Annotated in this window: 21 protein-coding genes; 14 read left to right on the forward strand and 7 right to left on the reverse strand. The window is 71.5% G+C overall.

Annotated elements, in window-relative coordinates; all coding sequences use genetic code 11:
• Positions 1 to 3: 3 nt before the first annotated feature.
• A complete protein-coding gene (locus tag OWR29_RS27425) occupies positions 4 to 807 on the reverse strand; it encodes an IclR family transcriptional regulator domain-containing protein (protein WP_267566148.1) in 804 nt (267 codons plus the stop codon).
• Positions 808 to 818: 11 nt separating this feature from the next.
• The gene (locus OWR29_RS27430; RefSeq protein WP_267566149.1) at positions 819 to 2,204 is read right to left on the reverse strand and encodes an amidohydrolase family protein; all 1,386 of its coding nucleotides are present in this window, start codon (positions 2,202 to 2,204) and stop codon (positions 819 to 821) included.
• 186 nt (positions 2,205 to 2,390) lie between these two features.
• Between OWR29_RS27430 and OWR29_RS27435 the strand changes: the two genes are divergently transcribed.
• The 5 genes from OWR29_RS27435 to OWR29_RS27455 are packed head-to-tail and all read left to right on the forward strand — an operon-like array spanning position 2,391 to position 6,464.
• Positions 2,391 to 3,521, forward strand: a complete 1,131-nt coding sequence (locus tag OWR29_RS27435) for a CaiB/BaiF CoA transferase family protein (RefSeq protein ID WP_267566150.1) — start codon at positions 2,391 to 2,393, stop codon at positions 3,519 to 3,521.
• Positions 3,443 to 4,276 carry a citryl-CoA lyase gene (locus tag OWR29_RS27440; protein WP_267566482.1) on the forward strand — a complete coding sequence of 278 codons (834 nt, stop codon included), beginning with the start codon at positions 3,443 to 3,445 and terminating at the stop codon, positions 4,274 to 4,276. Before OWR29_RS27435 ends, OWR29_RS27440 begins: the two co-directional genes overlap by 79 nt.
• Before the next feature lie 9 nt (positions 4,277 to 4,285).
• The gene (locus OWR29_RS27445; RefSeq protein ID WP_267566151.1) at positions 4,286 to 5,149 is read left to right on the forward strand and encodes a DODA-type extradiol aromatic ring-opening family dioxygenase; all 864 of its coding nucleotides are present in this window, start codon (positions 4,286 to 4,288) and stop codon (positions 5,147 to 5,149) included.
• A complete protein-coding gene (locus OWR29_RS27450; protein WP_267566152.1) occupies positions 5,146 to 5,508 on the forward strand; it encodes a hypothetical protein in 363 nt (120 codons plus the stop codon). Before OWR29_RS27445 ends, OWR29_RS27450 begins: the two co-directional genes overlap by 4 nt.
• Positions 5,505 to 6,464, forward strand: a complete 960-nt coding sequence (locus OWR29_RS27455; RefSeq protein WP_267566153.1) for a quinone oxidoreductase family protein — start codon at positions 5,505 to 5,507, stop codon at positions 6,462 to 6,464. Before OWR29_RS27450 ends, OWR29_RS27455 begins: the two co-directional genes overlap by 4 nt.
• 124 nt (positions 6,465 to 6,588) lie before the next feature.
• Here the strand turns inward: OWR29_RS27455 and OWR29_RS27460 are convergent, their stop codons facing one another.
• Entirely contained in the window at positions 6,589 to 7,419 is an 831-nt protein-coding gene (locus tag OWR29_RS27460) for a sigma-70 family RNA polymerase sigma factor (RefSeq protein WP_267566154.1), read from the reverse strand.
• A 112-nt stretch (positions 7,420 to 7,531) separates the two neighbouring features.
• Between OWR29_RS27460 and OWR29_RS27465 the strand changes: the two genes are divergently transcribed.
• Positions 7,532 to 7,990: a carboxymuconolactone decarboxylase family protein gene (locus OWR29_RS27465; RefSeq protein WP_267566155.1), complete on the forward strand. Its 459-nt coding sequence runs from the start codon at positions 7,532 to 7,534 to the stop codon at positions 7,988 to 7,990.
• 43 nt (positions 7,991 to 8,033) lie between these two features.
• Positions 8,034 to 8,687: a hypothetical protein gene (locus tag OWR29_RS27470; protein ID WP_267566156.1), complete on the forward strand. Its 654-nt coding sequence runs from the start codon at positions 8,034 to 8,036 to the stop codon at positions 8,685 to 8,687.
• A gap of 3 nt (positions 8,688 to 8,690) precedes the next feature.
• Here the strand turns inward: OWR29_RS27470 and OWR29_RS27475 are convergent, their stop codons facing one another.
• A complete protein-coding gene (locus OWR29_RS27475) occupies positions 8,691 to 9,515 on the reverse strand; it encodes a helix-turn-helix domain-containing protein (RefSeq protein WP_267566157.1) in 825 nt (274 codons plus the stop codon).
• Positions 9,516 to 9,626: 111 nt separating this feature from the next.
• On the opposite strand from OWR29_RS27475, the gene OWR29_RS27480 reads away from it, so the two are divergent.
• From OWR29_RS27480 to OWR29_RS27490, 3 genes are all read left to right on the forward strand, one after another.
• Positions 9,627 to 10,361, forward strand: coding sequence for a 16S rRNA (uracil(1498)-N(3))-methyltransferase (locus OWR29_RS27480; protein WP_267566158.1), 735 nt, complete (start codon positions 9,627 to 9,629; stop codon positions 10,359 to 10,361).
• Between the two features lie 174 nt (positions 10,362 to 10,535).
• Positions 10,536 to 11,006: a hypothetical protein gene (locus OWR29_RS27485; RefSeq protein WP_267566159.1), complete on the forward strand. Its 471-nt coding sequence runs from the start codon at positions 10,536 to 10,538 to the stop codon at positions 11,004 to 11,006.
• A gap of 1,474 nt (positions 11,007 to 12,480) precedes the next feature.
• The gene (locus tag OWR29_RS27490; protein ID WP_267566160.1) at positions 12,481 to 12,768 is read left to right on the forward strand and encodes a hypothetical protein; all 288 of its coding nucleotides are present in this window, start codon (positions 12,481 to 12,483) and stop codon (positions 12,766 to 12,768) included.
• A gap of 54 nt (positions 12,769 to 12,822) precedes the next feature.
• Here OWR29_RS27490 and OWR29_RS27495 read toward each other — a convergent pair whose 3' ends face one another.
• Positions 12,823 to 13,494, reverse strand: coding sequence for a hypothetical protein (locus OWR29_RS27495; protein WP_267566161.1), 672 nt, complete (start codon positions 13,492 to 13,494; stop codon positions 12,823 to 12,825).
• Positions 13,495 to 14,080: 586 nt separating this feature from the next.
• On the opposite strand from OWR29_RS27495, the gene OWR29_RS27500 reads away from it, so the two are divergent.
• Together OWR29_RS27500 and OWR29_RS27505 are read left to right on the forward strand one after the other, a co-directional pair.
• Positions 14,081 to 14,329, forward strand: a complete 249-nt coding sequence (locus OWR29_RS27500) for a hypothetical protein (RefSeq protein ID WP_267566162.1) — start codon at positions 14,081 to 14,083, stop codon at positions 14,327 to 14,329.
• 110 nt (positions 14,330 to 14,439) lie between these two features.
• Positions 14,440 to 14,673 carry a hypothetical protein gene (locus OWR29_RS27505; protein WP_267566163.1) on the forward strand — a complete coding sequence of 78 codons (234 nt, stop codon included), beginning with the start codon at positions 14,440 to 14,442 and terminating at the stop codon, positions 14,671 to 14,673.
• On the opposite strand, the gene OWR29_RS27510 is transcribed toward OWR29_RS27505, so the two are convergent.
• Positions 14,670 to 15,464 (reverse strand): hypothetical protein, encoded by a 795-nt coding sequence (locus OWR29_RS27510; protein ID WP_267566164.1) that lies wholly within the window; start codon positions 15,462 to 15,464, stop codon positions 14,670 to 14,672. The genes OWR29_RS27505 and OWR29_RS27510 overlap by 4 nt on opposite strands.
• A 242-nt stretch (positions 15,465 to 15,706) precedes the next feature.
• Between OWR29_RS27510 and OWR29_RS27515 the strand changes: the two genes are divergently transcribed.
• Positions 15,707 to 17,230: an ABC transporter transmembrane domain-containing protein gene (locus OWR29_RS27515; RefSeq protein ID WP_267566165.1), complete on the forward strand. Its 1,524-nt coding sequence runs from the start codon at positions 15,707 to 15,709 to the stop codon at positions 17,228 to 17,230.
• Entirely contained in the window at positions 17,227 to 19,035 is a 1,809-nt protein-coding gene (locus OWR29_RS27520; RefSeq protein WP_267566166.1) for an ABC transporter ATP-binding protein, read from the forward strand. The genes OWR29_RS27515 and OWR29_RS27520 overlap by 4 nt, the downstream gene beginning before the upstream one ends.
• A 23-nt stretch (positions 19,036 to 19,058) precedes the next feature.
• Here OWR29_RS27520 and OWR29_RS27525 read toward each other — a convergent pair whose 3' ends face one another.
• The gene (locus OWR29_RS27525) at positions 19,059 to 21,431 is read right to left on the reverse strand and encodes a beta-glucosidase family protein (RefSeq protein WP_267566167.1); all 2,373 of its coding nucleotides are present in this window, start codon (positions 21,429 to 21,431) and stop codon (positions 19,059 to 19,061) included.
• Positions 21,432 to 21,474: the final 43 nt, after the last annotated feature.

Raw genomic sequence — 21,474 nt, forward strand, 5'->3', positions numbered from 1 at the left:
CGCTCAGACCGTGATCGCCGGTACGGCCGCGGTCAGCGACCAGTCGTGCCCGATGTCGGCCGCGGTGCGCAGCAGCTTGGGCAGATGCTCCTCGACCAGCGTCTCGACGGACGTCTCGGCCGCGTGCACGGTCACGTTGATCGCCGCCAGCACCCGGCCGTCCCCGTCCCGTACGCCGGTGGCGATCGAGCGGATGCCGGGGGCCAGGTCCTGGTGGGCCAGCGCCCACCCCTTGGCCCGCACCTCCCGCAGCGAGGCGTCGATCTCGGCCGCTGTGGGCTGCCAGCGGGCGTTGATGCCCGACCGCGACGGCTGGTCGAGCACCGCCGCCAGCTCGTCGGCGGGCAGGGCGGCCAGCAGCACCTTGCCCATCGAGGTGGCCGGGGCCGGGAAGCGGGTGCCGATGGTGACGGCCAGCGTGACGATCTTGGGGATGGCCACCCGGGCCACGTAGACGATGTCGCTGCCGTCGAGCTGGGCCATCGAGGTCGACTCGTTGGTCTGGGCGACCAGCTTCTCCATGTGCGGGCGGGCCACGTCCCACATGTTCAAGGCATTGACGTACGCCATCCCGAGCTCGAGGACGCGCGGTGTCAACGCGTACCCCTTGCCGTCGGCCCGCACGTAGCCCAGTGCCTCGAGCGTGATCAGGATGCGGCGGACGGTCGGGCGGGCCAGACCGGTGTGGCCGGCGATCTCGCTGAGCGTCATCGCCGGCGTGCCCGGCCGGAAGGAGCGCAGGACGTCGAGGCCGCGTGCCAGGGCCTCGATGAAGTCGGGTCCGGCGCCCCTTCCGATGTCGGTCATGGAACGGGACCCTACTTGGTGTACTGATACGGGTTGTGCAGGATGCGGGCCTCCGGGATGTCCGGGTTCATGCCGCGCTTCCACGCCTCCTCGCCCAGCGTCGAGCGCAGGTGGTCGATGGTGGCCTCCACTTCGGCCCGCGCGGCGGCCAGGTCGGCGTCGACCAGCTTGCCGTCGCGCTTGACCACCTTGCCGCCGACGACCACCGTGTGGACGTCGCCCCGCTGAGCCTGGAAGGCCACATGCCCGTACGGGTTGAGCACGGGGAACATGACCGGCGAGGCGTCGTTCTTCAGCAGCACCACGTCGGCCTGCCGCCCCGGCGTCAGTGACCCGATCGACGAGTCCATCCCGAGCGCCTTCGCCCCGCCCCGGGTTCCCCAGTCGACGACATGCTCGGCCCGCAGGTGGTGGTGGGTGACCGTCTCCTGCTTGCCGTGCGCCTCGAGGTGCTCGCGGGCGCGGTCGGCGCTCAGCGTGGTGCGCATCGCCGAGAACAGGTCGCCGCTCCACCACACGCTGGTGTCCATCGACAGCGACACCGGGATCCCGTGCCGGCGCAGCTGCCAGGTGGGCGGGTAGCCCTGGCCGGCGCTCTGCTCGCTCTCGGTCGACACCGAGACCGAGCCGCCGCTGGCCGCGATGCGGTGGTACGAGTCGCTGGACAGGGTGGCCGCGTGGACGTAGACGTTGCCGGGCGTCATGAAGCCGCTGTCGTGCATGAGCCGGATGCCGTCGTCATTGGTGGCGCCCCAGACGCCGGCGTGCGTGGTGACCGGCACGCCGAGTTCCCGTGCGACCTCGAAGGCGGCCTTCTCGGGGAACGCGGGGTCGCCGGTGACGTCGAACGCCATCTGGAAGCCGGCCAGCTTCCCGCCGTCGATGCGCCGGCGGTAGAAGTCCTGGAAAGCCGACGAGGTCGACCATTCCCACGGGCCCTGCTGGATGTTGCCGTATGCGAGCACGAACCGCCCCGGCACGGCCTCGAGCGCGTCCACCGCGGCGTCGGCGTGGTCGGTGGTCTGCAGCCCGTGCGACCAGTCGACCGTGGTGGTGACGCCCGAGTCGAGCGCTTCCAGGGCGCCGAGCAGATTGCCGGCGTAGATGTCCTCGGGCCGGAAATGCTTGCCCGACTCGAGGTAGTACCAGACGAAGTACTGGGTGAGGGTCCAGTCGGCGCCGTAGCCGCGCATCGCGGTCTGCCACATGTGCCGGTGGGTGTCGACCATGCCGGGCATGAGGATGCCGCCGGAGGCGTCGATCTCCTCGTGGCCGCCGGGCGCGGTCAGGTTCGGCCCGATCTCGGCGATCTTGTCGTCGACGACGAGCACGTCGGCGTTCTCGAGCACGGTATGTGAGTCGTCCATCGTGAGCACGAGGCCGTTGCGGAAGATCATCGCCCATCCTTTCGAGGGATTCCGGACCGCTGTCCGCTGGGCGGGCAGGGCGAGTGGCGTCAGTGTGCGCCCGGTCACTTGCCGGGTCAATAGTTTGTTTCGGCCTGATGAAGCGGGCGTTGACACGATGGGTGCGCGGGAGCAAGCTGGTCCAGCGGACGAGTGTCCGCAGAACGGGCGGTTTGTATGTCTGAGAAAGGCCCACTGGACGGTCTGCTGGTCGCGGACTTCTCCCGGATCCTCGCCGGGCCGTACGCGACGATGCTGCTGGCCGACCTCGGCGCTCAGGTGATCAAGGTGGAGGGCCCGGGCGGCGACGACACCCGCACCTGGATGCCGCCGGTCCGCGACGACGTCTCGACGTACTACCTCGGCATCAACCGCAACAAGCGATCGATCGCGCTCGACCTCAAGAACGAGGCCGACCTGAACGACGCGCGGGAGCTGGCCCACCGCGCCGACATCATGATCGAGAACTTCCGGCCGGGCGGGCTCAAGCGGTTCGGCCTCGACTACGACACCGTCTCTGCGGCCAACGAGAAGATCGTCTACGCGAGCATCAGCGGCTTCGGCACCGGCCAGGGCGCCAATCTTCCCGGGTACGACCTGATGGTCCAGGCGATCTCGGGGCTCATGAGCCTGACCGGCGACCCCGACGGCTCGCCCTACCGCGCCGGCATCTCGGTCTTCGACGTCATGGCCGGGCTGCACGCCAACATCGGCATCCTGGCCGCCCTGCACCGCCGGGCCGAGACCGGCCGCGGCCAGCACGTCGAGGTCAACCTGCTCAGCTCCGCGCTGTCCGGCCTGGTCAACCACTCCAGCGGCTACGTCGCGGGCGGCACCATCCCGTTCCGCATGGGCAACGCCCACCCCAGCCTCTTCCCGTACGAGCCGCTGCCCACCGCCGACGGCGAGCTCATCGTCATCGCCGGCAACGACGGCCAGTTCCGCAAGCTGTGCCAGGTGCTCGACCTGCCCGAGCTGCCGGACGATCCGCGCTTCGGACGCAACCAGGACAGGACGGCCAACCGCGAACAGCTGCGGCCGATCCTGCTGGAGCGGCTGGCCACGCGTACGAAGGACGAATGGTTCCGCGACCTGATCGCGGCCGGCGTGCCCTGCGCGCCGATCAACACGATCGACGGGGGCGTCGCCTTCGCCGAGGAGCTGGGGCTCGACCCGGTGGTCACCACCGGCGGCATCCCCGGCATCCGCAACCCCATCACCTTCAGCGAATCGCGGGCGCGCTACGAGCTGCCGCCGCCCGGGCTGGACGAGCACGGCGAGGAGATCCGCAAGTGGCTGAGGAGCTGAGCTTCCCGACCGGCATCGGAACGTCCACTCCGGACACCATCTCGCTGCTGGGTCAGGATCTGGCGGCCGACCTGATGGGACAGGTCGGGTTCGGCGAGCTCGCCTTCTGGCTGGTCACCCGCCGTCGTCCCACTTCTTCCGAGGTACGGGTGTTCGAGGCGGTGCTGGTGGCGCTGGCCGACCACGGATTCACGCCCACGGCGATCGCGGCCCGGCTCACCTATCTGTCGGCTCCGGAAGCCCTGCAGGGCGCGCTCGCGGCCGGGCTGTTGGGTGGAGGATCGCGCTTTCTCGGGGTGACCGAAGACTGTGGACGGTTTCTGGCCGAGACCTTGGAAGGCGCCGGTGAGAACCCTGACTACGACGTGGTCGCGCTCGAGGCCGTGCGCAAGGCCAAGGCTGAGCGCCGCTTCGTTCCGGGGCTGGGTCACCCCGTACACAAGGAAGAAGACCCCCGCACCCCGGTGCTGATCCGGATCGCCGACGAGGAAGGGCTGCGCGGCCCGCACTTGCAGCTGTTCGAGGCGATCGGCCGGGTGCACCCCGAGGTGCTCGGGCGGCGGCTGCCGCTCAACGGGGCCGGAGTCTGCGGGGCCGCCCTGGCCGACCTCGGGCTCCCCATCGACCTGCTGCGCGGCTTCGCGCTGCTGGCCCGCGCGGCCGGCCTGCTCGGGCACCTGGCCGAGGAACGCCGGCGCCCGCTCGGCATGGAGATCTACAAAACCGTCGATCGCAACGCCGTCTACGAACCCTAAGGAGAATCCGTGGCCAGCATCGTCGCGGTCATCGCCTCCACCCATCACCCGTTCTACTACCGGGCCACGACGGCCACCGGTGAGGACCGGCCGCCCTTCGCCGACGAGTGGGAGCGCAAGATCCTCGCCTTCCGCGAGACGCTCACCCGGGCCAACCCGGACGTGCTGGTGATGGTCGGCTCCGACCACTTCCACCAGCTGTGGCTGGACAACATGCCGCAGTTCCTGGTGGGCAAGGCGCCCTTCTACGACGCCAACTGGTACAACGAGGAGCGCGAGTTCGGCCTGCCCCGCATGCTGCTGCAGGGGCAGGAGGACCTGTCCGCGCACATCCTGCGCAACGGGCTCGACGAGGGCTTCGACCTGGCCTTCAGCAACGAGCTGCGGATCGACCACAGCATCACCTGCCCGATCATCACGCTGCGGCCCGAGGCCGACCTGCCGATCGTGCCGATCTACACGAACATCTTCGCGCCGCCGCTGCCGCAGCCGTCCCGCTTCGTGAAGCTGGGCGAGTCGATCCGCCGCATCGTCGAGCAGTGGCCGTCGCATCTGCGGGTCGCCATCATCGGTACGGGTCACCTGTCGCTCGAGCTGGGCGGGCCCCGGCAGTTCGGGCCGCACGGCCCCGACCCGGAGTTCGACCGCCGGGCCGTCGAGTGGATCGCGTCGGGTGACCTGGACAACTGCCTGCGCGAGGTGACGCTGGACAGCCTGCACTCGCCGGGCAACGCCACCCACGGTTTCATGGACTTCATGCTGATGATGGGGGTGGCCGGCGCCGGGGCCAAGGCCGACCACGTCGACACCCTCGACCTGTTCCACACCATGGAGGCCTACTTCACCTGGTACCCGAGCGGAGCGCCCGCATGAGCAAATACCTGATCGACAAGTTCCTGTACACGGTGGACCGCGACCCCGACCTGGTGGAGCGCTACCGTTCCGCGCCCGGCGAGCTGGTCGCCTGGTGGGAGGCGGAACGCGCCAACACCGTGCTCAACTGCATGACCGGCGAGTCCAGCACCTGGCTGCGCTTCACCGACGACGAGCGTCAGGCGCTGATCGACCACGACCACGTACGCCTCTTCGAGCTCGGCGCGCACCCGTTCCTCACGCTGACCCTGTTCATCGCGATGTTCGAGCGCGACAACAAAGAGCCGTTGGAGTACCAGAAGGCGTTCGGGGCCCGGCTGGCCCACTTCGACCTCCCGTACCCGGACATCGCCACATGATCCCCGCGGCCGTCCTTCGCGTGTGCGGCCGCCCGCCGTCCATCGAGGAGCGGCGGCCGCCCGTGCCCCATGCCGGCGAAGTCCCGATCACCGTGGCCGCCGCCCCCATCACCCCGCTCGACGTGCTGTGCGCAAGCGGCACCAGCTATTTCGGGCAGCCCGCGACCCCGTACGTCCCCGGCGTGCAGGGCGTGGGCCGGCGCGACGACGGCTCGCCGGTCTGGTTCGCCACCTCGGCCGGTATGCGTCCGGGTGACGGCAGCATGGCGGGTGCGGTTTCCATCCCGTACGTCGATGTGGTGCCGCTTCCTCCGGAGGCGCCGCTGCCATTGATCGCCGCCCTCGGCCTTTCGGCGGTGGCCGCGCATGCCGCGCTCACCCGGACCGGCGGCCTGACCGAGGGCGAGGTCGTGCTCGTGCTCGGGGCCGGCGGGGTGGTCGGCCAGGCCGCGATCCAGCTGGCGCTGCTGGCGGGGGCGGGGCGGGTGATCGCCGTGTCGCGCTCGCCCGCCGCGCTGGAACGGGCGGTGCAGCTGGGCGCCGGCGAGGCCGTGCAACTGAGGCCGGACGACGACCCGGTGACGCTGGCCGAACGGTTGCGCGCGGTGTCCGGGCTGGTCGATCTGGTGCTCGACCCGGTCTTCGGGGTGCCGGCGGCGGCCGCCCTGCGCGTGCTGCGCCCGGGCGGACGCCTGGTCAACCTGGGTAGCTCGGCCGGGGCCACCGCACCGCTCGACTCGGCGACGTTGCGGAGCGGCTCGCTGAAGATCCTCGGCTACACCAACAACGCCCTGTCGGTCGGCGAGCGGGCCGAGTCGCTCGGTGTGGTCGCTTCGCACGCGACCGCCGGCCGCCTGACCGTGTCGCACGAGGTCGTGCCGTTCGCCGACGTGGGCGCGGCCTGGCAACGTCAGGCGGCCGGCTCGGCCGGCGGGCGGATCGTGCTCGCTCTGTAGTTATCCACAATGGCGGGATATCCACAGGGGTGCGGCTCGTCGGACCCGAAGATCGCCGGATTGCACCACAATCGTCGAGGTGGGGGTCCCCCCTTGGGAGGGCGGGCTCTGTCCGGGGCAAAGCTCACAGCGGCAGGATCTCGATCTCGCGCAGGCGGGCCGGGTCGGCCGTCGCGTCGAAGGCGGTGATGCGGCCGCCGGTCAGCGTGAGGGTGATGACCAGCAGGGTGTCGCCGCCCGGGGCGACCCGGATGCCGATCAAGCCGTCGATGAGGGCCGGGTACGCGTTGCGGGCCTTGCCGTTGAAGAAGCGGGCCAGCGCGTCCGCCCCTCGCAACTCTTCCGGCGTGTGCAAGCGTTCCCGGCCGTAGGCGTCGATCCGCATCCGCACGTCGGGGTCGAGCAGGCTCAGCAACGTCTCGAACTCGGCGTCCCGGGAGGCGGCCAGGAAGGCGTCCATGACCTCGCGGCCGGCCGGGCGTTCGGCGGGCTGGGCCCGCACCCGGCGGCGGGCCCGGCTGGCCAGCTGGCGGGCGGCGTCGGGTGTACGGCCGACGATCGGGGCGACCTCGTCGAACGGCACGGCGAACAAGTCGTGCAGGACGAACGCCAGGCGCTCGGCGGGAGTGAGCGTTTCCAGGACCACCAGCAGCGCCAGGCCGACCGAGTCGGCGAGCACGGTCTCGGTCTCGGGGCCCTCGGCCGACGGCAGGTCGCGGTCGTCCCAGGCGGTCTCGCGGCGGGAGCCCCGGGAGCGCAGCATGTCCAGGCAGACCCGGCCGACGACCGTGGTGAGCCAGGCGTCGAGGTTGTCGATGCCCTCAGTGCCGCTGCGGTTGAGGCGCAGCCAGGCCTCCTGCACCGCGTCGTCGGCCTCGGCCCCGGAACCCAGCATCCGGTACGCCACCGCGCGCAGCCGGGGGCGGTTCTCCTCGAAGCGTTCCTGCACGTCCATGGTTCCCCCTCTGTGGTGTGCGCCACATCGGTCACACCGGGCCGGTTCGATCCGTCGCACCACCGACGGAGGAAAGCGCACCGATGTGACGCGAACCGAAGAGGAGAACATCATGCAGGCTCGGATGGACAACCCCGCCGCTCATCTGCCGGAGTCGGTCAAGGCGATCAACATCCTTTACAAGTCGGCCCACTCGGCCGGGGTCGACCCGGCCACGCTGGAGCTGGTGCACCTGCGGGCCAGCCAGATCAACGGCTGCGCCCCCTGCGTCGAGTCGGGGGCCCGCAACGCCCGCAAGAACGGCGAGACCGACGAGCGGCTGATGACGGTGGCGGTGTGGCGGGAGACGCCGTGGTTCAGCGACGCCGAGCGGGCCGCGCTGGCCCTGGCCGAGCACGCCACCCGGCTCGCCGACAGTCCCGACGCGGTGCCGGACGCGGTCTGGAACGAGGCGGCTCAGCACTACGGCGAGAAGGAACTCGCCGCGCTCGTGTTGTGGATCGCGACGACCAACTTCTTCAACCGCATCAATGTGACCACCCGGCAGCAGGCCCCGCAGAATTGGGGATGATCGGAGGATCAGCCGGTGCCCCGGCGGGTCTAGCATCCGGGACATGACGGCGATCCAGGCGCCCCGCGGCGTGCGGGTGGCGGTCCGGCTGGCCTGGCTGATGGTGCCGGCCGGGGCCCTGCTGCTCGTCGCCGGGGTGCTCGACCTGGCCTACTGGGCCTCCTCCGACGCCGCCCGGCTGACCGCGCTGATGAAAGACATCGAGGCCGAGTACGGCATTCCCCTGCCGGCGATGATCCGGGCCGGCCGCGGGGCGGTGCTCCTGGTCGTTCTGGGTGCGGCCGGGGTGGCGTACGCGTTCCTGGCGCCTCTGATCGCCCGGGGCGTGCGCTGGGCCCGCAGCTGGGCCCTGGGCACCGGATTCGCGATCTTCCTGGTCGGGCTGATGGCCATCGGGGCCGACGCGAGCCGGCCGAGCTACCTGCGCGACTATTACGCGTCGATGAGGTGGCAGGGGGCCGGCGACCGCATTCCCACGATCGAGGAGCTGGTCTATCCACAGTGGTACGCCTGGCTCGAGGACGTTGCCCAGGGCGCGCTCACGGTGCTGGCCCTCGGTGTCGCGGTCGCGCTGATCTGGGCCGCCGTCTCGCACGCCGACCACTTCATGGCCCGGGGCGACGGCGGCGAACCCGACGAGTGGGACACCGCGATCGCCCGCATGCGAGCCACCCGCCGCCCGCAGGACAGGGGCTAACGCTCAGCCCGGCGCCGCCCGCAGCTCGTCGATCCGCTCCCGCAGCAGGTCAGGCCGCCGGTGCAGGCCCGAGACGAGCAAGCCGACCAGCAGCCGCAGGCGCGGCTCGGCGTTCGGCAGTCTCATCCGGCCGACCAGGGCCTGCTCGAAGAGCGCGTCGAGCGCTTCGGCCGAGACCCCCAGCCGCGCCCGGATCTCGGCGTCGGTGCGGCCCTCGGCGCAGAGCCGCAGGGCGTGCCGTTCCTGTTCCGTCATCCCGTCGTCGGGCAGCTCGCCCAGCCCGTCGCGGCTCAGCGTCGTCCGCAGCTGCCGGAGCTCGGTGACATACCGCCCGTACGTCATGCCGGTGACCTGCAGCGCCGCGGTCAGCCGCCGGCCGCGCCGCAGCAGCTCGAGCAGATCCCGCAGGGGATGGGGGCCGCCCCGGCCGTGCTGGTCGAGGACGTCGAGGAGGGCCCGGGCCAGCGCCGGGCCGACCCGGAAGGGCCGGTTGACCGCCTCGCACAGCGTGTCGGCCAGCGGCCAGCGGCCTAGATCCTTGGCCACCACGTCGTTGGCGCCGATGACCCAGGCCGCGACCCGGGCGCGGGCGTCGGCGCCGGTGGTCTGCACGACCGTCGGCACTGCATCGGCCAGCAGTGCCCGCACCTCGTCGGCCGGGCCGATGCCGGCCGGGTCGAGCAGGCGTACGTCGTACCGGAGCCCGGCCAGGTCGGCGACGGTGCCGACCGGGGTCAGTATGCGCAGGCGGGGATCGTCGCGGAGCAGTTCCGGGACGATCCGCCGCGTCGAGTCGTGATCGTCGATAACAGCCACGTGCAGGACCACCGGGGAACTCCTCGGGAAGCCGATGTGACGTCGTCCGCCGAGGCTAACAACGACGGCCCGGCATCCGTCCTCCCCGAACGGGTGGCCGCCCGATTCGGTAGCGTCCCGGGGGTGTCCGCACCGCTCTTCCTCGTCGACGCCCTGCCCGCCACCGCCCGGCACACGCTGGACGGCCCCGAGGGGCATCACGCCGCCGACGTGCAACGGCTGCGGGCCGGCGAGACGCTGATCCTGGCCGACGGCCGCGGCGGCAGCGCCACGGCTCAGGTGACCGCGGTCCGCAAGGGCAGCGTCGACGTTGAGATCGTGGAACGCGAACACGTGCCCGCCCCCGATCCGAGGCTGGTCGTGGTGCAGGGCATCGCCAAGGGCGACCGGGGCGAGCTGGCCGTGCAGGCGATGACCGAGATCGGCGTCGACGAGATCCTGCCGTGGGCCGCCGCCCGTTCGGTGACCCAGTGGCGGGGCGACCGGGGCGCCCGGGCCCGCGAGAAGTGGGCGGCCACCGCCCGCGAGGCGGCCAAGCAGGCCCGCCGGCCGTGGCTGCCGCTGGTCGGTGGCGACCCCGATTGCTCGGCCAAGCAGGTCGCGGCGCGCCTCGCCGCCGCGGAGGCCGCCTTCGTGCTGCACGAGGAGGCGACCGAGCCGCTGACCGCGGCCACCCTTCCCGCTGCGGGCGAGATCGTGCTGGTGGTGGGGCCCGAGGGCGGGATCAGCGACGCGGAACGGGAGGCGTTCGAGGCCGCCGGGGCGACCGCCGTGCGTCTGGGCCGCGAAGTGCTGCGAACTTCGACGGCGGGCGTGGCGGCCCTTTCCGTGCTGTCCGCGCGGCTCGGCCGCTGGTAACGGCCACAATTTCATCGACCTATTTCAGCAACGCCTTTCCGGGCGCTGATCAAGTATTCATTCCATCCGGCTACCTCGGCGTGTTGCTTGGCCATTAATTGCCCTACCGCATGCTTTCCTGATCTTGCAACACATCCGGTGTTCAACGGAAAGGGCAAAGAAATGAATAGGTCGATGCGCGTTATCGCGACGACCGGCTTCGCCGTGCTGGCCGGTCTGACGTTCGCCGGTCCGGCCCAGGCCTCGGCGTCCACCGACGCCAAGCCGGGTGCGAGCCAGACGCAGGAGAGCTGGGGCCGCGACCGGGTCGTCGGCTACTACCGGACGCTCGGGGCGTGCGCGCTCGCCGGGCGCGTCGGTCAGCACTTCGACCGGTGGGACTACTTCAACTGCGACCCCGTACGCGTGGGCTTCCACCGTGGTGTCTTCGCGCTCGAGGTCGAGCAGCGGGTCCGCCTCGGCCACGGCCACGCTCCGGTGGTCAAGCCGTCGGGGGTCAAGGGCGACAACGGCTACGGCGGCAAGGACAAGCCGGCGAAGAACAACGGCGTCAAGGACGACGGCTACGGCGGCAAGGACAACGGCACCAAGGACGACGGCGTCAAGGACGACGACGCCAAGGACGGTTACGGCGCCAAGAAATAACGTTCCGAGCCTCGCCGCGGTCCCTCCGGCGAGAAACGCGGAATAGTCACGAACAAGACACCAACGCCATGCGCGGGCGCCTTTCTGCGGTGCTCCTGCGGGGGTTGGTGCCGCCGGGCGATCGGGGTCGCCCGGCGGCACCAGGAGTGACCAAGCATCAGCCGTGAATTGTTCGACAGGCCTCCGTCTCCGTCACTTTTCCGCGGCCCGTCGCGGGCATCCGGTTCGCCACTGACCCTGTGGATCTCGCCGGAATGCCGTGACCGTGCCGCAGGCTCAGCGGCGGCAACCGGGGCCAAAGTGGCGGTGGCCGACGGGGACCGGGCCGCAGGCCCGCCCGCCGCGCCGGCCGGCCTTCCTGCCGCCGCCCCGGGCGACCGTGCTGGGGAGCTTGTTCATCGCCATTCCTTTCGTACCCGTGCCGCGTGGTGTCCCACGACAGGGAAAACCGCTTTCCGCCCACGCCGGATGTCGAACTCGCGTATATCGGCCGTTGACCGTTCGGCGGATGATTCCGGCCGTTTCGAAGCCCGGTCCGAAAAAGGGCCGCCCGTGAACCGCTCCGGGCTTGATCGCGAGCGCCGCCGGAGGGCATCGCATTCATTGAGAAACGCGATGTCTTCGCATCGGTGTGGCCGCCGTCACATGGGACATCGACGAAATATGTGCTTCAAGGATCGCCGGTCCATCGCGGTCAAGGTGGGCCGAGAACCGCTGAAAGGCCATCTGGCCAGGCGAAAAGCGGCTCGTTCATCGAGGGTGATCAGGCATGGCAACCCGATTCGCTGCATTGGTAAACGGATTTAGCCGCACTCGGGCCAACCGCCTGTCGAAGACATCGGCGGCCCTCGAAGCCCGTTGTCGCCACCCGTTCGGCGTAGTACGCGCGGACATCTCCGATCGGCTGTTCGCGCACCCGCCGGACTTTCGGCCGACCGCGCGCAGCCGAAGGCCCAGGGCCGCCCGGCCAAGGGTGGGTCGCTTTTCGTGGCCTTTACCCCGAAACGGTTGCTCCTAGGCAACTAAGCCCTCTTGCCTCGCGTCCGGCGCGCTGATAAACGCCACCCGGCGGAAGCCGAACGGCATCTAGGCAACCGTCAGACGTATCTGGCAGAATTGGTCGGCAGGCCGCCCTCGGCCGGTAATCCCGCAGCGTTCGGAATTGCCGTGGCCGAGATTGCCGCCGCTCCGCCGGAAATTGCCGCCATGACCCGCGCGATTGCCTCCGCCGTGAGCGGCGCGACGCAGTTCCCGCCGCCGACGCCGGCCGTCGCCGGCCGCCCGGGAACGTGTCGTGAGAGATTTCCGCAAGCAGCCGCCGTGGACCCGGGCGGGCGGACCGATCGCCTTTAATTGATGTTTTGTGATCGGCCGCCGATGCGGTGTCCGAAGATCTACACCCGACCGGGATTGCCGACCGGCCGGGCGGGTAGGGCCGTGATTCCAGGAATGACGATCAGCAAGGAAAGATCCCATGGAAGCAAATAAGATCATTCTTTCCGCCAAGTGGCGTGCGGCCTATCAGGCGGCTCTGGCCCTCCTGGAAAGCGACCTGCCGTACAACGACCCGCACGACGCCGCCGCGCGCGCTCGGGCGCAACGTCTGCGCACCGACACACGCCGGTGGATCCGTGAGCAGAAACAGCTCGCGTCGGCCGGCGCGCTCTCCCCGATCCAGACGCTGTTCATCAATCACATCCCGGACAACTGGCGCGAGATCGATCTGCGGCGCCGACGGCAGGGGCGGGTGCTGCAGAGCTGAGGACACGACGAGGGCGGCCACCGCACGGTGGCCGCCCTCGTCCGTGTCAGTGGCTCAGCCGGGCGTCTCGTCCTCCACCGCGTTGGTCAGATCGGGCTGCTCGGTCCAGAGTGCCCGCATCTGCTTCTGGACGAAGGACGCCAGCTGGCGCCGGTAGTCGGCGTTGAACGACTCGAGGTTCTCGACCTGCTTCTGCAGGGCCTCCCGCTTGATCGAAAGACCACCCACGGCATCCTCGTAGCGCTGTTCGGCCTGGCGACGCAGCTGCTCGGCCTGATCACGGCCGGCGGCCACGATCTTCTCCGCCTCGGCCCGCGCGTCGGCCAGCGCCATTTCCGCCTTGCGCCGGATCTCGGTCGCCTTCTCCTGAGCGTCCTCGCTGCTGCGGGCGGCGGCGTTGCGGGCCTCGAACAGAACCGTCTCGGCCTCGGCGCGGATCTGGTCGGCCCGGGCCCGGGCGTCCCGGTCCATCTGCTGGACGCGGGCCTCGGCGTCGGCCACCATCCGCCGGGCCTGGGCGGCCGCGTCGTTGACATGGGCGGCCGCCGTGCGCTGGGCCAGCGTCAGCACCTCGAGCGCCTTGTCGGGTGGCGGGTTCTCCGCCTCCGCGGCGACGGGCTTCGCCTTCTGCACGAGCGAGGTCACCGGGAGTACGAGTGTGGTGCTCTCGATCGGCCCGCCGGTGGCGGACACCTTGACCCGCCCGATCAGCTGCTTGTCACTCATTGATGGAACCTTCCTGATCCTCGCGCCTCGGCCGGTCCGGCGGTCATTGAAGGAGCGGGGCGTGAACGTACGGCGGGACGGCGGCCCGCGGTTCTTGAAACGACTGCCCGACTTGATGGTGACTGCCGCCCGGAATCGGCGGGCCGAGCGTGGGGGCGGCCGGCCCGGACGTTCCCCTACGGCCGGGATCCGCCGATCGGTCAGCCCGGGGTGATCCCTTTTCGGCCGGGCCTGCACCGGCGACCGAAGTCGTGCGTCGTCGAATGCGAGTTTGACCTCTTGCAAGAAGCGGTCCGCCCGGCGATCGGCACGACGTCGGGGCGCCCGTAACCGGCAGCGTTGCCGGCGGCGCCCCGACCGGCCGGAATCGCGGTGTGACCCGGCCGGGGAATCCTGAGCTCAGGACCCTCGGGATTCCCCGGTTGAGAACTGCATCAGAGAAAAGGAAAGACCGCGGGCCGTCCACCCTTCGGCCAACGGCCGGCGCGACGGCGGAGGGTCCTGCCTTCGCCGCGCCCGGCGGTGACCGCCGCGGGCAGCGGACGACCACGGCAGGCTGGAGCTACGCGGTAATGGCAGGTGAGCGGTGATCGCACCCGGTAACGACGTTCTCATTTTTCTCATCGCGCTCGGCGTCCTGATGTCCAGCGCCTACGCGTTCGGCCGCATTCATCAGTGGCGCCGGCGGGGCCGGGAACGCGACGAGGCCTATCGGATCGGCTACGACAACGCGTCGCGCTCGATCATCGGCATGATGACCGCCCGGCCGTCGACCGGACCGGCCGGGCCGGCTGTCGCACGGGCCGGCGTTCATCGCCGGAGCGCCCATTCGTGAACGCTTCTTGCGGATCGGCGAAAGGCGCGGGAAACACTCGGATGATCGTCGGAAATGTGCGGCCCGAAAGTGATATTCAGCGGGGCGCGCCGGCATTTTAAAGTGAATGCATGCCGATCGGTAACAGTGGCGCTCTGCACACCATCGCCTACGTTTTGCTTTCCGTTCTGTGCGCGTACGGCGCCGGCCGGGTTCACCAGTGGTACATGCACAGCATGGACCGCGACAAAGCTTTCCGGGACGGATACAACCACGGGTATCACGCGCTCTTCCGGCTCGCCGCCCGCCGGGGCCGAGCCGCGGGCGACCGGCACGGCTACGACGAGCGGCGGAGCATGCGCTAGCCGCGCGTCCGGAGCCCGCGGTAACGGCGGCGTTCGAGGCCGGGCAGCAGGATGTGCTCGTCGAGGTCGCGACCGGTGGCCACGTGGTCGGCGAGGCGGGCGGCCAGGCGGCGGGCCGGGATGCGGCGCAGGCCGCGGGCGGGCAGGTCGCCGGCGTAGGGGCCGGTGACGCGGCGCAGGCGGCGGGCCTGCTCGGCGATAGCCGGCTCGACGGCAGCGAAGGGCGCGTAGACCGCGTGGACCCCGTCGACCGGCCCGGCCCCGGCCATGGGGACGAACGGCACGCCGAGCAGGGTCAGGTCACGGTGGGCGTCCCGGTCGAGCAGCGACACCAGATGCCGGACACCCGCGCGCTGACCCGCCCGCAGCAGCGAACGATACAAAAGAGCACTTACAGTAACGGCCGAACGATCGTTACGGTAGTCGGGAAGAACACTCAGCGTAGCGAGATCCCAGACGGTGCCGCCGTCGTGCAGTCCGTGCGCCTCGACCACCGCGGAGAGGTCCCGCCCGATCAGGTCGGGGCCGTCGTCGAGGGTGCGGCCGCCGCCCCGGACGACCTGGCCGACGCCCGCCGGACGCCCGCTCCGCCTGTCCAGCACGAGCAGAAAGATGCTGTTCATGTCGTGTTCAGGGGCATCCGTCAGAGTGACCGTGCGAGCCACGTCGGCGGTCGGATCGGCCGGTCCGACGGCCAGCGCGGCGAAGCGCCCGGTGGTCGGGTGGGCCGCCAGCGCGGCGGCGCAGTGCCGGGCCAGCGCCTTGGCGTCGAGCTCAGGAATCCGCGACATGCAAGGCGTCCTAACGGGCGTAACGGATCAACCGGACCCGCACACTTTAGGCTTGAACTACTCTACGTGTAAGCGACGTTGGTCACAATGAGTTAGATCTTGCGGATCCTGCCCGGGCGCCGACGCGGCCGGTGGTGACAGGGAGAAGTTGCTCCGATGCTCTCCGGTCTTGATCTGGCCGATCCGCCGGGCCAAGGTCAATAGTCGATGAGTTTCGATGACGAGCCCGACCTCCCGCGGGCGTGAACCTGCTCTGGCGGGCGCTGCTCCGCAACCGTGGCCGGGTCGCGTCCGGGAGCCTGCTGATCGGGCTGCACCAGGGTTGCCAGGCGGTCGTGCCCGTGCTGATCGGGGTGATCGTCGACCGGGCCGTCGCCACCGGGCGCCTGGGCATGCTCTTTCTCTGGACGGGCGTGCTGGGGACGCTGTTCCTGGTGCTGACCGTCGCCTACCGCACCGGCACCCGGCAGCTCATGCGGGCGATCGCCGACGAGGCACACCGGCTGCGGCTCGAGGTGGCGGCCAAGGTGCTCGACCCGCGTACCGAGGTGCGCACCGGCGACGTGCTGACCATCTCGGCCACCGACGCCGACACCACGTCGTACCTGCTGGACTATCTGCCCCGGCTGTTCGGGGCGCTGGTCGCCACGGCCATCAGCGCGGCCGGGCTCTGCCTCATCTCCGTGCCGCTGGGCCTGGTCGTTCTGATCGGGACGCCGGTCGTGCTGGTCGGCCTGCAGCGGGCCGCGCCCCGGATCACCCGGCGGGTCGCCATCCGGCAGGCGGCGGCCGGCCGAGCCTCCTCGCTCGCCACCGACCTGGTCACCGGTCTTCGCCCGCTGCGGGGGATAGGCGCCCAGGACGCCGCCGCGCACCGCTACCGCGAGGTCAGCCGCGAATCGCTGAGCGCGACCCTGCGCGCGGCCAAGACGCTGGGCTGGTTCCAGGCCGCCTCGGACACCGTGAGCACGCTGGTCGCCTGCGGCATCGCGATCCTGGCCGGGTGGTTCGCGCTGAGCGGGCGCATCTCGGCCGGCGAGCTCGTGACGGTCATCGGCCTGGCCGCCTTCCTGGGCGAGCCGTTCGCCACGCTGTCGGCCGCACCCGGCTGGTTCGCGTCGTCGCGGGCCTCGGCCGAGCGGATCGAGGCGGTGCTCGACCTCTGCCCGGCCGCCCCGCCGACCGGCGACAACCCGGTGCCGCCGGTCGCCGGCGAATGCGTCGGGGTGGTCGTCGAACCCGACGCGGGCGCGCTGGTGGCCCTGCTCGACGACGGCTCGCCGGACGTGCTGGTGGCGCCCCACCTGCCCGAACTGTTCAGCGGCACGATCCGCGAGAACCTGCTCGACCGCGACGCCGACCAGCTGGGCGAGGTGCTGCGGGCCTCGGCCGCCGACGACGTGGTGGCGGCCCACCCGGACGGGCTCGACCACCCCATCGCCGACCGCGGCGCCGCCCTCTCCGGCGGCCAGCGGCAACGCCTCGCCCTGGCCCGCGCGCTGCTGGCCCGGCCCCGGCTGCTGGTGCTGCACGAGCCGACCACGGCGGTCGACGCGGTGACCGAGCACGCGATCGCCCGCGGCATCCGCGACCTGCGGCACGGGCCCGGCTCGACCCTGGCCACCCTGCTGATCACCACCAGCCCGGCCCTGCTGGCCGTGACCGACCGGGTGATCGTGCTGCGCGACGGCGAGGTGGTGGCCAGCGGCACGCACGCCGCGCTGGCGGCCGGGGACGAGACCTACCGCGCGGCGGTGCTGCGATGACCGCCCTCCCGGTCGCGACACCCCGGCAGACCTGGGTTTGGCTCTGCTCGCAACTGCGCGCCCGCCGCATCGAGGTGGCCTTCACGGTGGCCACCGGCCTGGGTGCGGCCGGCGCGTCGGTCGTCCCGGTCACCGCGCTCGGGCTGCTGGTCGATCTCGTCCGGGACGGGGCCGCCTCGGCCGCCCTGGTGCCGATCGGCCTGCTGGTGGCCGGGATCGCCCTGCTCGGCGGGATCGCCGCCGGGTCGACGACCGCCCTGGTGAGCCGCCTCGGCGAACGCATCCTCAGCCACCTGCGGGAGCAGACGGTGAGTGTCGCCTTGCGCCTGCCGGCCACCACGCTCGACCGGGTCGGCCGGGGTGACCTGCTGGCCCGGGTCGGCGCCGACGTGGCGGCGGTCGGGGCGGCCGCGGCCGAGGTGCTGCCGACCGTCATCTCGGCGCTGTTCCTGGCCCTGCTCAGCGTGACCGCGATGTTCGGGCTGGACTGGCGGCTGGGCCTGGCCGGTCTGGCCGCCATGCCCGCCTATCTGCTGGCGCTGCGCTGGTACCTGCCGCGGTCGGCGCCGATCTACGCCGCCGAGCGGGCCGCGGTCGGCGCCCGGTCGCAACTGCTCATGGAAAGCCTGCAGGGAGTGCGCACGGTTCACGCGTACCGGCTGGAGGAACGCCACCTGGCCGCGATCGACGCCGCCTCGGCCCGGGCCCGCGACCTCTCGGTCGGGGTGTTCGCGCTGTTCACCCGGTTCGTCGGGCGGATCAACCGGGCCGAGCTGCTGGGCCTGGCCACGATTCTGGTCGCCGGCTTCTGGTACGTGCGCAGCGGCTGGGTGACGGTCGGCGAGACCGCGGCGGCCGCGGTGCTGTTCCACCGCCTGTTCAACCCGGTCTCGATGATCCTGTTCACGTTCGACGAGATCCAGGCGGCCGGGGCCGGGCTGGCCCGGCTGGTCGGGGTGGGCACGCTGCCGGTGGCCCCGCCCGGCGTGCGCCCGCTGGCCGCGGCCGACCTGACCCTGCGCGACGTGACCTTCGGGTACGACGAACGGGTGCCGGTGCTGCGCGGGATCACCCTGCGGGTGGCGCCGGGGGAGCGGGTGGCGCTGGTCGGCTCGACCGGCGCCGGCAAGACCACCGTCGCCTCGATCGCGGCCGGTGTGCTGCGCCCGCTGTCCGGCACGGCCACCGCCGGCGGGGTGCCGGTCGACCAGCTCGCCCCGGGCATCGTGGCCATCGTGAGCCAGGAGACGCACGTCTTCGCCGGCCCGCTCATCGAGGACCTGCGCCTGGCCCGCCCGGCCGCCCCGCTCGAGGACGCCGAGGCGGCGCTGGCCCGGGTGGGCGCCCTGGACTGGGCCCGCGCGCTGCCGGATGGCCTGGTGACAGTGGTCGGCGAGGGCGGGCACCCGCTGACCGCGGCCCAGGCCCAGCAGCTGGCGCTGGCCCGGCTGGTGCTGCTCGACCCGGTGATCGCCATCCTCGACGAGGCGACCGCGGAGGCGGGCAGCGCCGGGGCCCGCGAGCTGGAGGAGTCGGCGCTGGCGGCCACCAAGGGGCGCACGACCCTGCTGGTGGCGCACCGGCTGACCCAGGCCGCCGGGGCCGACCGCATCGTGGTGCTCGAGCACGGGGCGGTGGTCGAGGAGGGCACGCACGACGGGCTGGTGGCGGCGGGTGGCCGCTATGCCACCCTGTGGTCGGCCTGGCAGTCCCGCAACCAGCCCACCCCGCCCGACCAGGGGGCGGGCCCAAACTACAGCGGGCGGGGTGTGTCCGGCGCGTTGTCCACAGGGGACTTTTTGTGAGCCTGTCTACAAAGTGAGCCTGTCTACACCGTCAGCGTCGCGGTGAGGCGGGGGTCGTCCAGGGCGTGCGCGGCGATCACCCGATAATCGCCGGTCCGGCGCTGCCAGCCGCCGTCGGCCCAGCTCTCGAACGTGCGCGGTGGCAGCGGGATCCGCACGGTCACCGTCTCCTCCGGCAGCGCCTCGACGTTGGCGAAGCCGGCCAGCCAGCGCTCCGGGCGGTCGGGGTCGACCGGCGACGGACCGACGTACACCTGCACGACCTCGCGACCGGCCCGCGCGCCCGTGTTGGTCAGGGTCACCACGGCCTCCGTCTCGTTGACGTTGAGCTCGTCGTACTGCCAGGTCGTGTAGCCGTGGCCGTGCCCGAAGGCGTACAGCGGGGCCACGCCGGACCGCAGCCACCCGCGATAACCGACGAAAATTCCTTCCTCGTACGCGACCACGCCCTCGTTCGGCTCGACGGCGAGCACGGGGCAGTCCTGCTCCAGGCGTGGCCAGGTGGTGGGCAGCCGGCCACCGGGCTCCGTGACGCCGAGCAGCACGTCGGCCAGCGCGGCGCCCGCCTCCTGACCGGGGAACCAGGTGAGCAGCGTCGCGGCCACCTCGCCGGCCCACGGCATGAGCACCGGCGAGCCCGCGTTGACGACCACGACCGTACGGGGATTGGCCGCGGCCACCCGCGAGACCAGCTCGTCCTGGCGGCCGGGCAGGGCCAGCGTGGTGCGGTCGAAGCCCTCGGACTCGGTCTGCTCGGTGGTGCCGACCACGATCACGGCCACGTCCGAGCCGGCCGCCAGCCGTACCGCCTCGGCGATCAGGCCCTCGTCGTCCGGGCCGGGCGCGCGGTGGCCGAGCGTGGTCGAGACGGTGTGGGCCATGCCGCGGGCGATGCTCTGCCGGATGACGACGGGCACGGGCACGCCGGCTTCGAGCGTCTTGGTGACCCGCTCCTCGCGCGGGGAGAGCAGCAGGTCGGCTCGGGTCGCGCCCGGCGGGTGCAGCGTGCCCTCGTACAGAAGCTCGTCGGCGACCCGCAGCTCGAACGTGCCGAAGCCGGAGACGGCGAACGTGTGCTCGCCCTCGGTGTCGGGGGTGAAGGTGGTCTCGAGGCGGATCTCGTCGATGCCGGCCGGGTCGAGGCCGCCCGGCAGCGAGCCGATCCAGCGCACCGCGGCCGGGTCGACCAGGAACGAGTAGTCGCCCAGGGTGACCGTGGTGGGGGACCAGCCGGGGCCGTGCGCGGCGGGCAGGAAGGGGCGAGGGTCGGCGCCGACGGCGTACTCGACGTCCACTCCGGGCAGCCTCTCCTTGAGGCCGTCGAGCGGGGAGATCACGTGCGGTGGGGAGACCTGGGCGCTGCCGCCGCCGAGCACCCGGGCGTCGGCGGCCAGCGCGCCGATGACCGCCACCTTGGTCAGGGCGGCCGGTTCGAGCGGAAGCGCGTAGTTCTCGTTGCGGACGAGGACGAACGAGCGCGCCGCCACCTCGTGCGCCACGGCGTCGCCGTCGAGGTCGCCGGGCGGGGTCACGGCCGGCCCGCCGTCGAGCACGCCGACCCGCTGAGCCAGCCGCAGCACGCGGCGGACCTTGTCGTCGACGACCTCCTCGGGCACGTCGCCGGCCCGCACGGCGGCCACCAGCTTCTCGCCCCACGGGCTCTCGAGGGCCGGCATCGCGATGTCGAGCCCGCCCAGCGCGGCGCCGACCGTCGAGCGCGCGGCCCGCCAGTCCGACACGACGATGCCGTCGAAGCCCCACTCGCGCTTGAGGATCTCGTCCTGGATCGGCCCGTTCTGGGCCATCGACTGCCCGTTCACGCTGTTGTAGGCGCTCATCACGCCCCAGCCGCCCTCGTCGACGACCCGCTCGAAGGGGGCGAGGTAGATCTCGCGCAGGGCCCGGTCGCCGATCCGGACGTCGACCTCCATGCGGTCGGTTTCGAAGTCGTTGCCCACCAGGTGCTTGACCGTCGTGCCGACGCCGTGCTGCTGCACGCCCCGCACGAAGCCGACCGCGATCTCGCCGCTGAGCAGCGGATCCTCGGAGTAGCACTCGAAGTGGCGGCCGCCCAGCGGGGTGCGCTGCAGGTTGACCGTCGGGCCCAGCAGCAGGTGCACGCCCTTGCGGCGCGACTCCTGCCCGAGCAGCTGCCCGGCCCGCTCGGCCAGCTCGACGTCCCAGGCCGCGGCCAGCGCGGTCGGGCTGGGCAGGGCGATCGACGGGTCGTCGGGGGCCCAGCCCACACCCCGCACACCGATCGGCCCGTCCGACATCACCAGCGAGCGCAGCCCGATCCGCTCGATCGCCGGCAGCGACCAGAAGTCCTGCCCGGCCAGCAGCGAGACCTTCTCCTCGAGGCTCAACTGCTCGAGAAGGTGCTCGACGTCCGTCATGGAAGCGCTCCCATCGTTCATGCCCGACGCTGCCACCTTAGGA

The sequence above is a fragment of the Paractinoplanes pyxinae genome (assembly GCF_026626335.1).
GTDB lineage: Bacteria > Actinomycetota > Actinomycetes > Mycobacteriales > Micromonosporaceae > Actinoplanes > Actinoplanes pyxinae.

Bases quoted from the DNA above. Each gene is read 5' to 3' on its own strand.
- OWR29_RS27425 (WP_267566148.1), bottom strand. From the start codon at position 807: ATGACCGACATCGGAAGGGGCGCCGGACCCGACTTCATCGAGGCCCTG.
- OWR29_RS27430 (WP_267566149.1), bottom strand. From the start codon at position 2,204: ATGATCTTCCGCAACGGCCTCGTGCTCACGATGGACGACTCACATACC.
- OWR29_RS27435 (WP_267566150.1), top strand. From the start codon at position 2,391: ATGTCTGAGAAAGGCCCACTGGACGGTCTGCTGGTCGCGGACTTCTCC.
- OWR29_RS27450 (WP_267566152.1), top strand. From the start codon at position 5,146: ATGAGCAAATACCTGATCGACAAGTTCCTGTACACGGTGGACCGCGAC.
- OWR29_RS27455 (WP_267566153.1), top strand. From the start codon at position 5,505: ATGATCCCCGCGGCCGTCCTTCGCGTGTGCGGCCGCCCGCCGTCCATC.
- OWR29_RS27460 (WP_267566154.1), bottom strand. From the start codon at position 7,419: ATGGACGTGCAGGAACGCTTCGAGGAGAACCGCCCCCGGCTGCGCGCG.
- OWR29_RS27465 (WP_267566155.1), top strand. From the start codon at position 7,532: ATGCAGGCTCGGATGGACAACCCCGCCGCTCATCTGCCGGAGTCGGTC.
- OWR29_RS27470 (WP_267566156.1), top strand. From the start codon at position 8,034: ATGACGGCGATCCAGGCGCCCCGCGGCGTGCGGGTGGCGGTCCGGCTG.
- OWR29_RS27485 (WP_267566159.1), top strand. From the start codon at position 10,536: ATGCGCGTTATCGCGACGACCGGCTTCGCCGTGCTGGCCGGTCTGACG.
- OWR29_RS27490 (WP_267566160.1), top strand. From the start codon at position 12,481: ATGGAAGCAAATAAGATCATTCTTTCCGCCAAGTGGCGTGCGGCCTAT.
- OWR29_RS27495 (WP_267566161.1), bottom strand. From the start codon at position 13,494: ATGAGTGACAAGCAGCTGATCGGGCGGGTCAAGGTGTCCGCCACCGGC.
- OWR29_RS27505 (WP_267566163.1), top strand. From the start codon at position 14,440: ATGCCGATCGGTAACAGTGGCGCTCTGCACACCATCGCCTACGTTTTG.
- OWR29_RS27510 (WP_267566164.1), bottom strand. From the start codon at position 15,464: ATGTCGCGGATTCCTGAGCTCGACGCCAAGGCGCTGGCCCGGCACTGC.
- OWR29_RS27520 (WP_267566166.1), top strand. From the start codon at position 17,227: ATGACCGCCCTCCCGGTCGCGACACCCCGGCAGACCTGGGTTTGGCTC.
- OWR29_RS27525 (WP_267566167.1), bottom strand. From the start codon at position 21,431: ATGACGGACGTCGAGCACCTTCTCGAGCAGTTGAGCCTCGAGGAGAAG.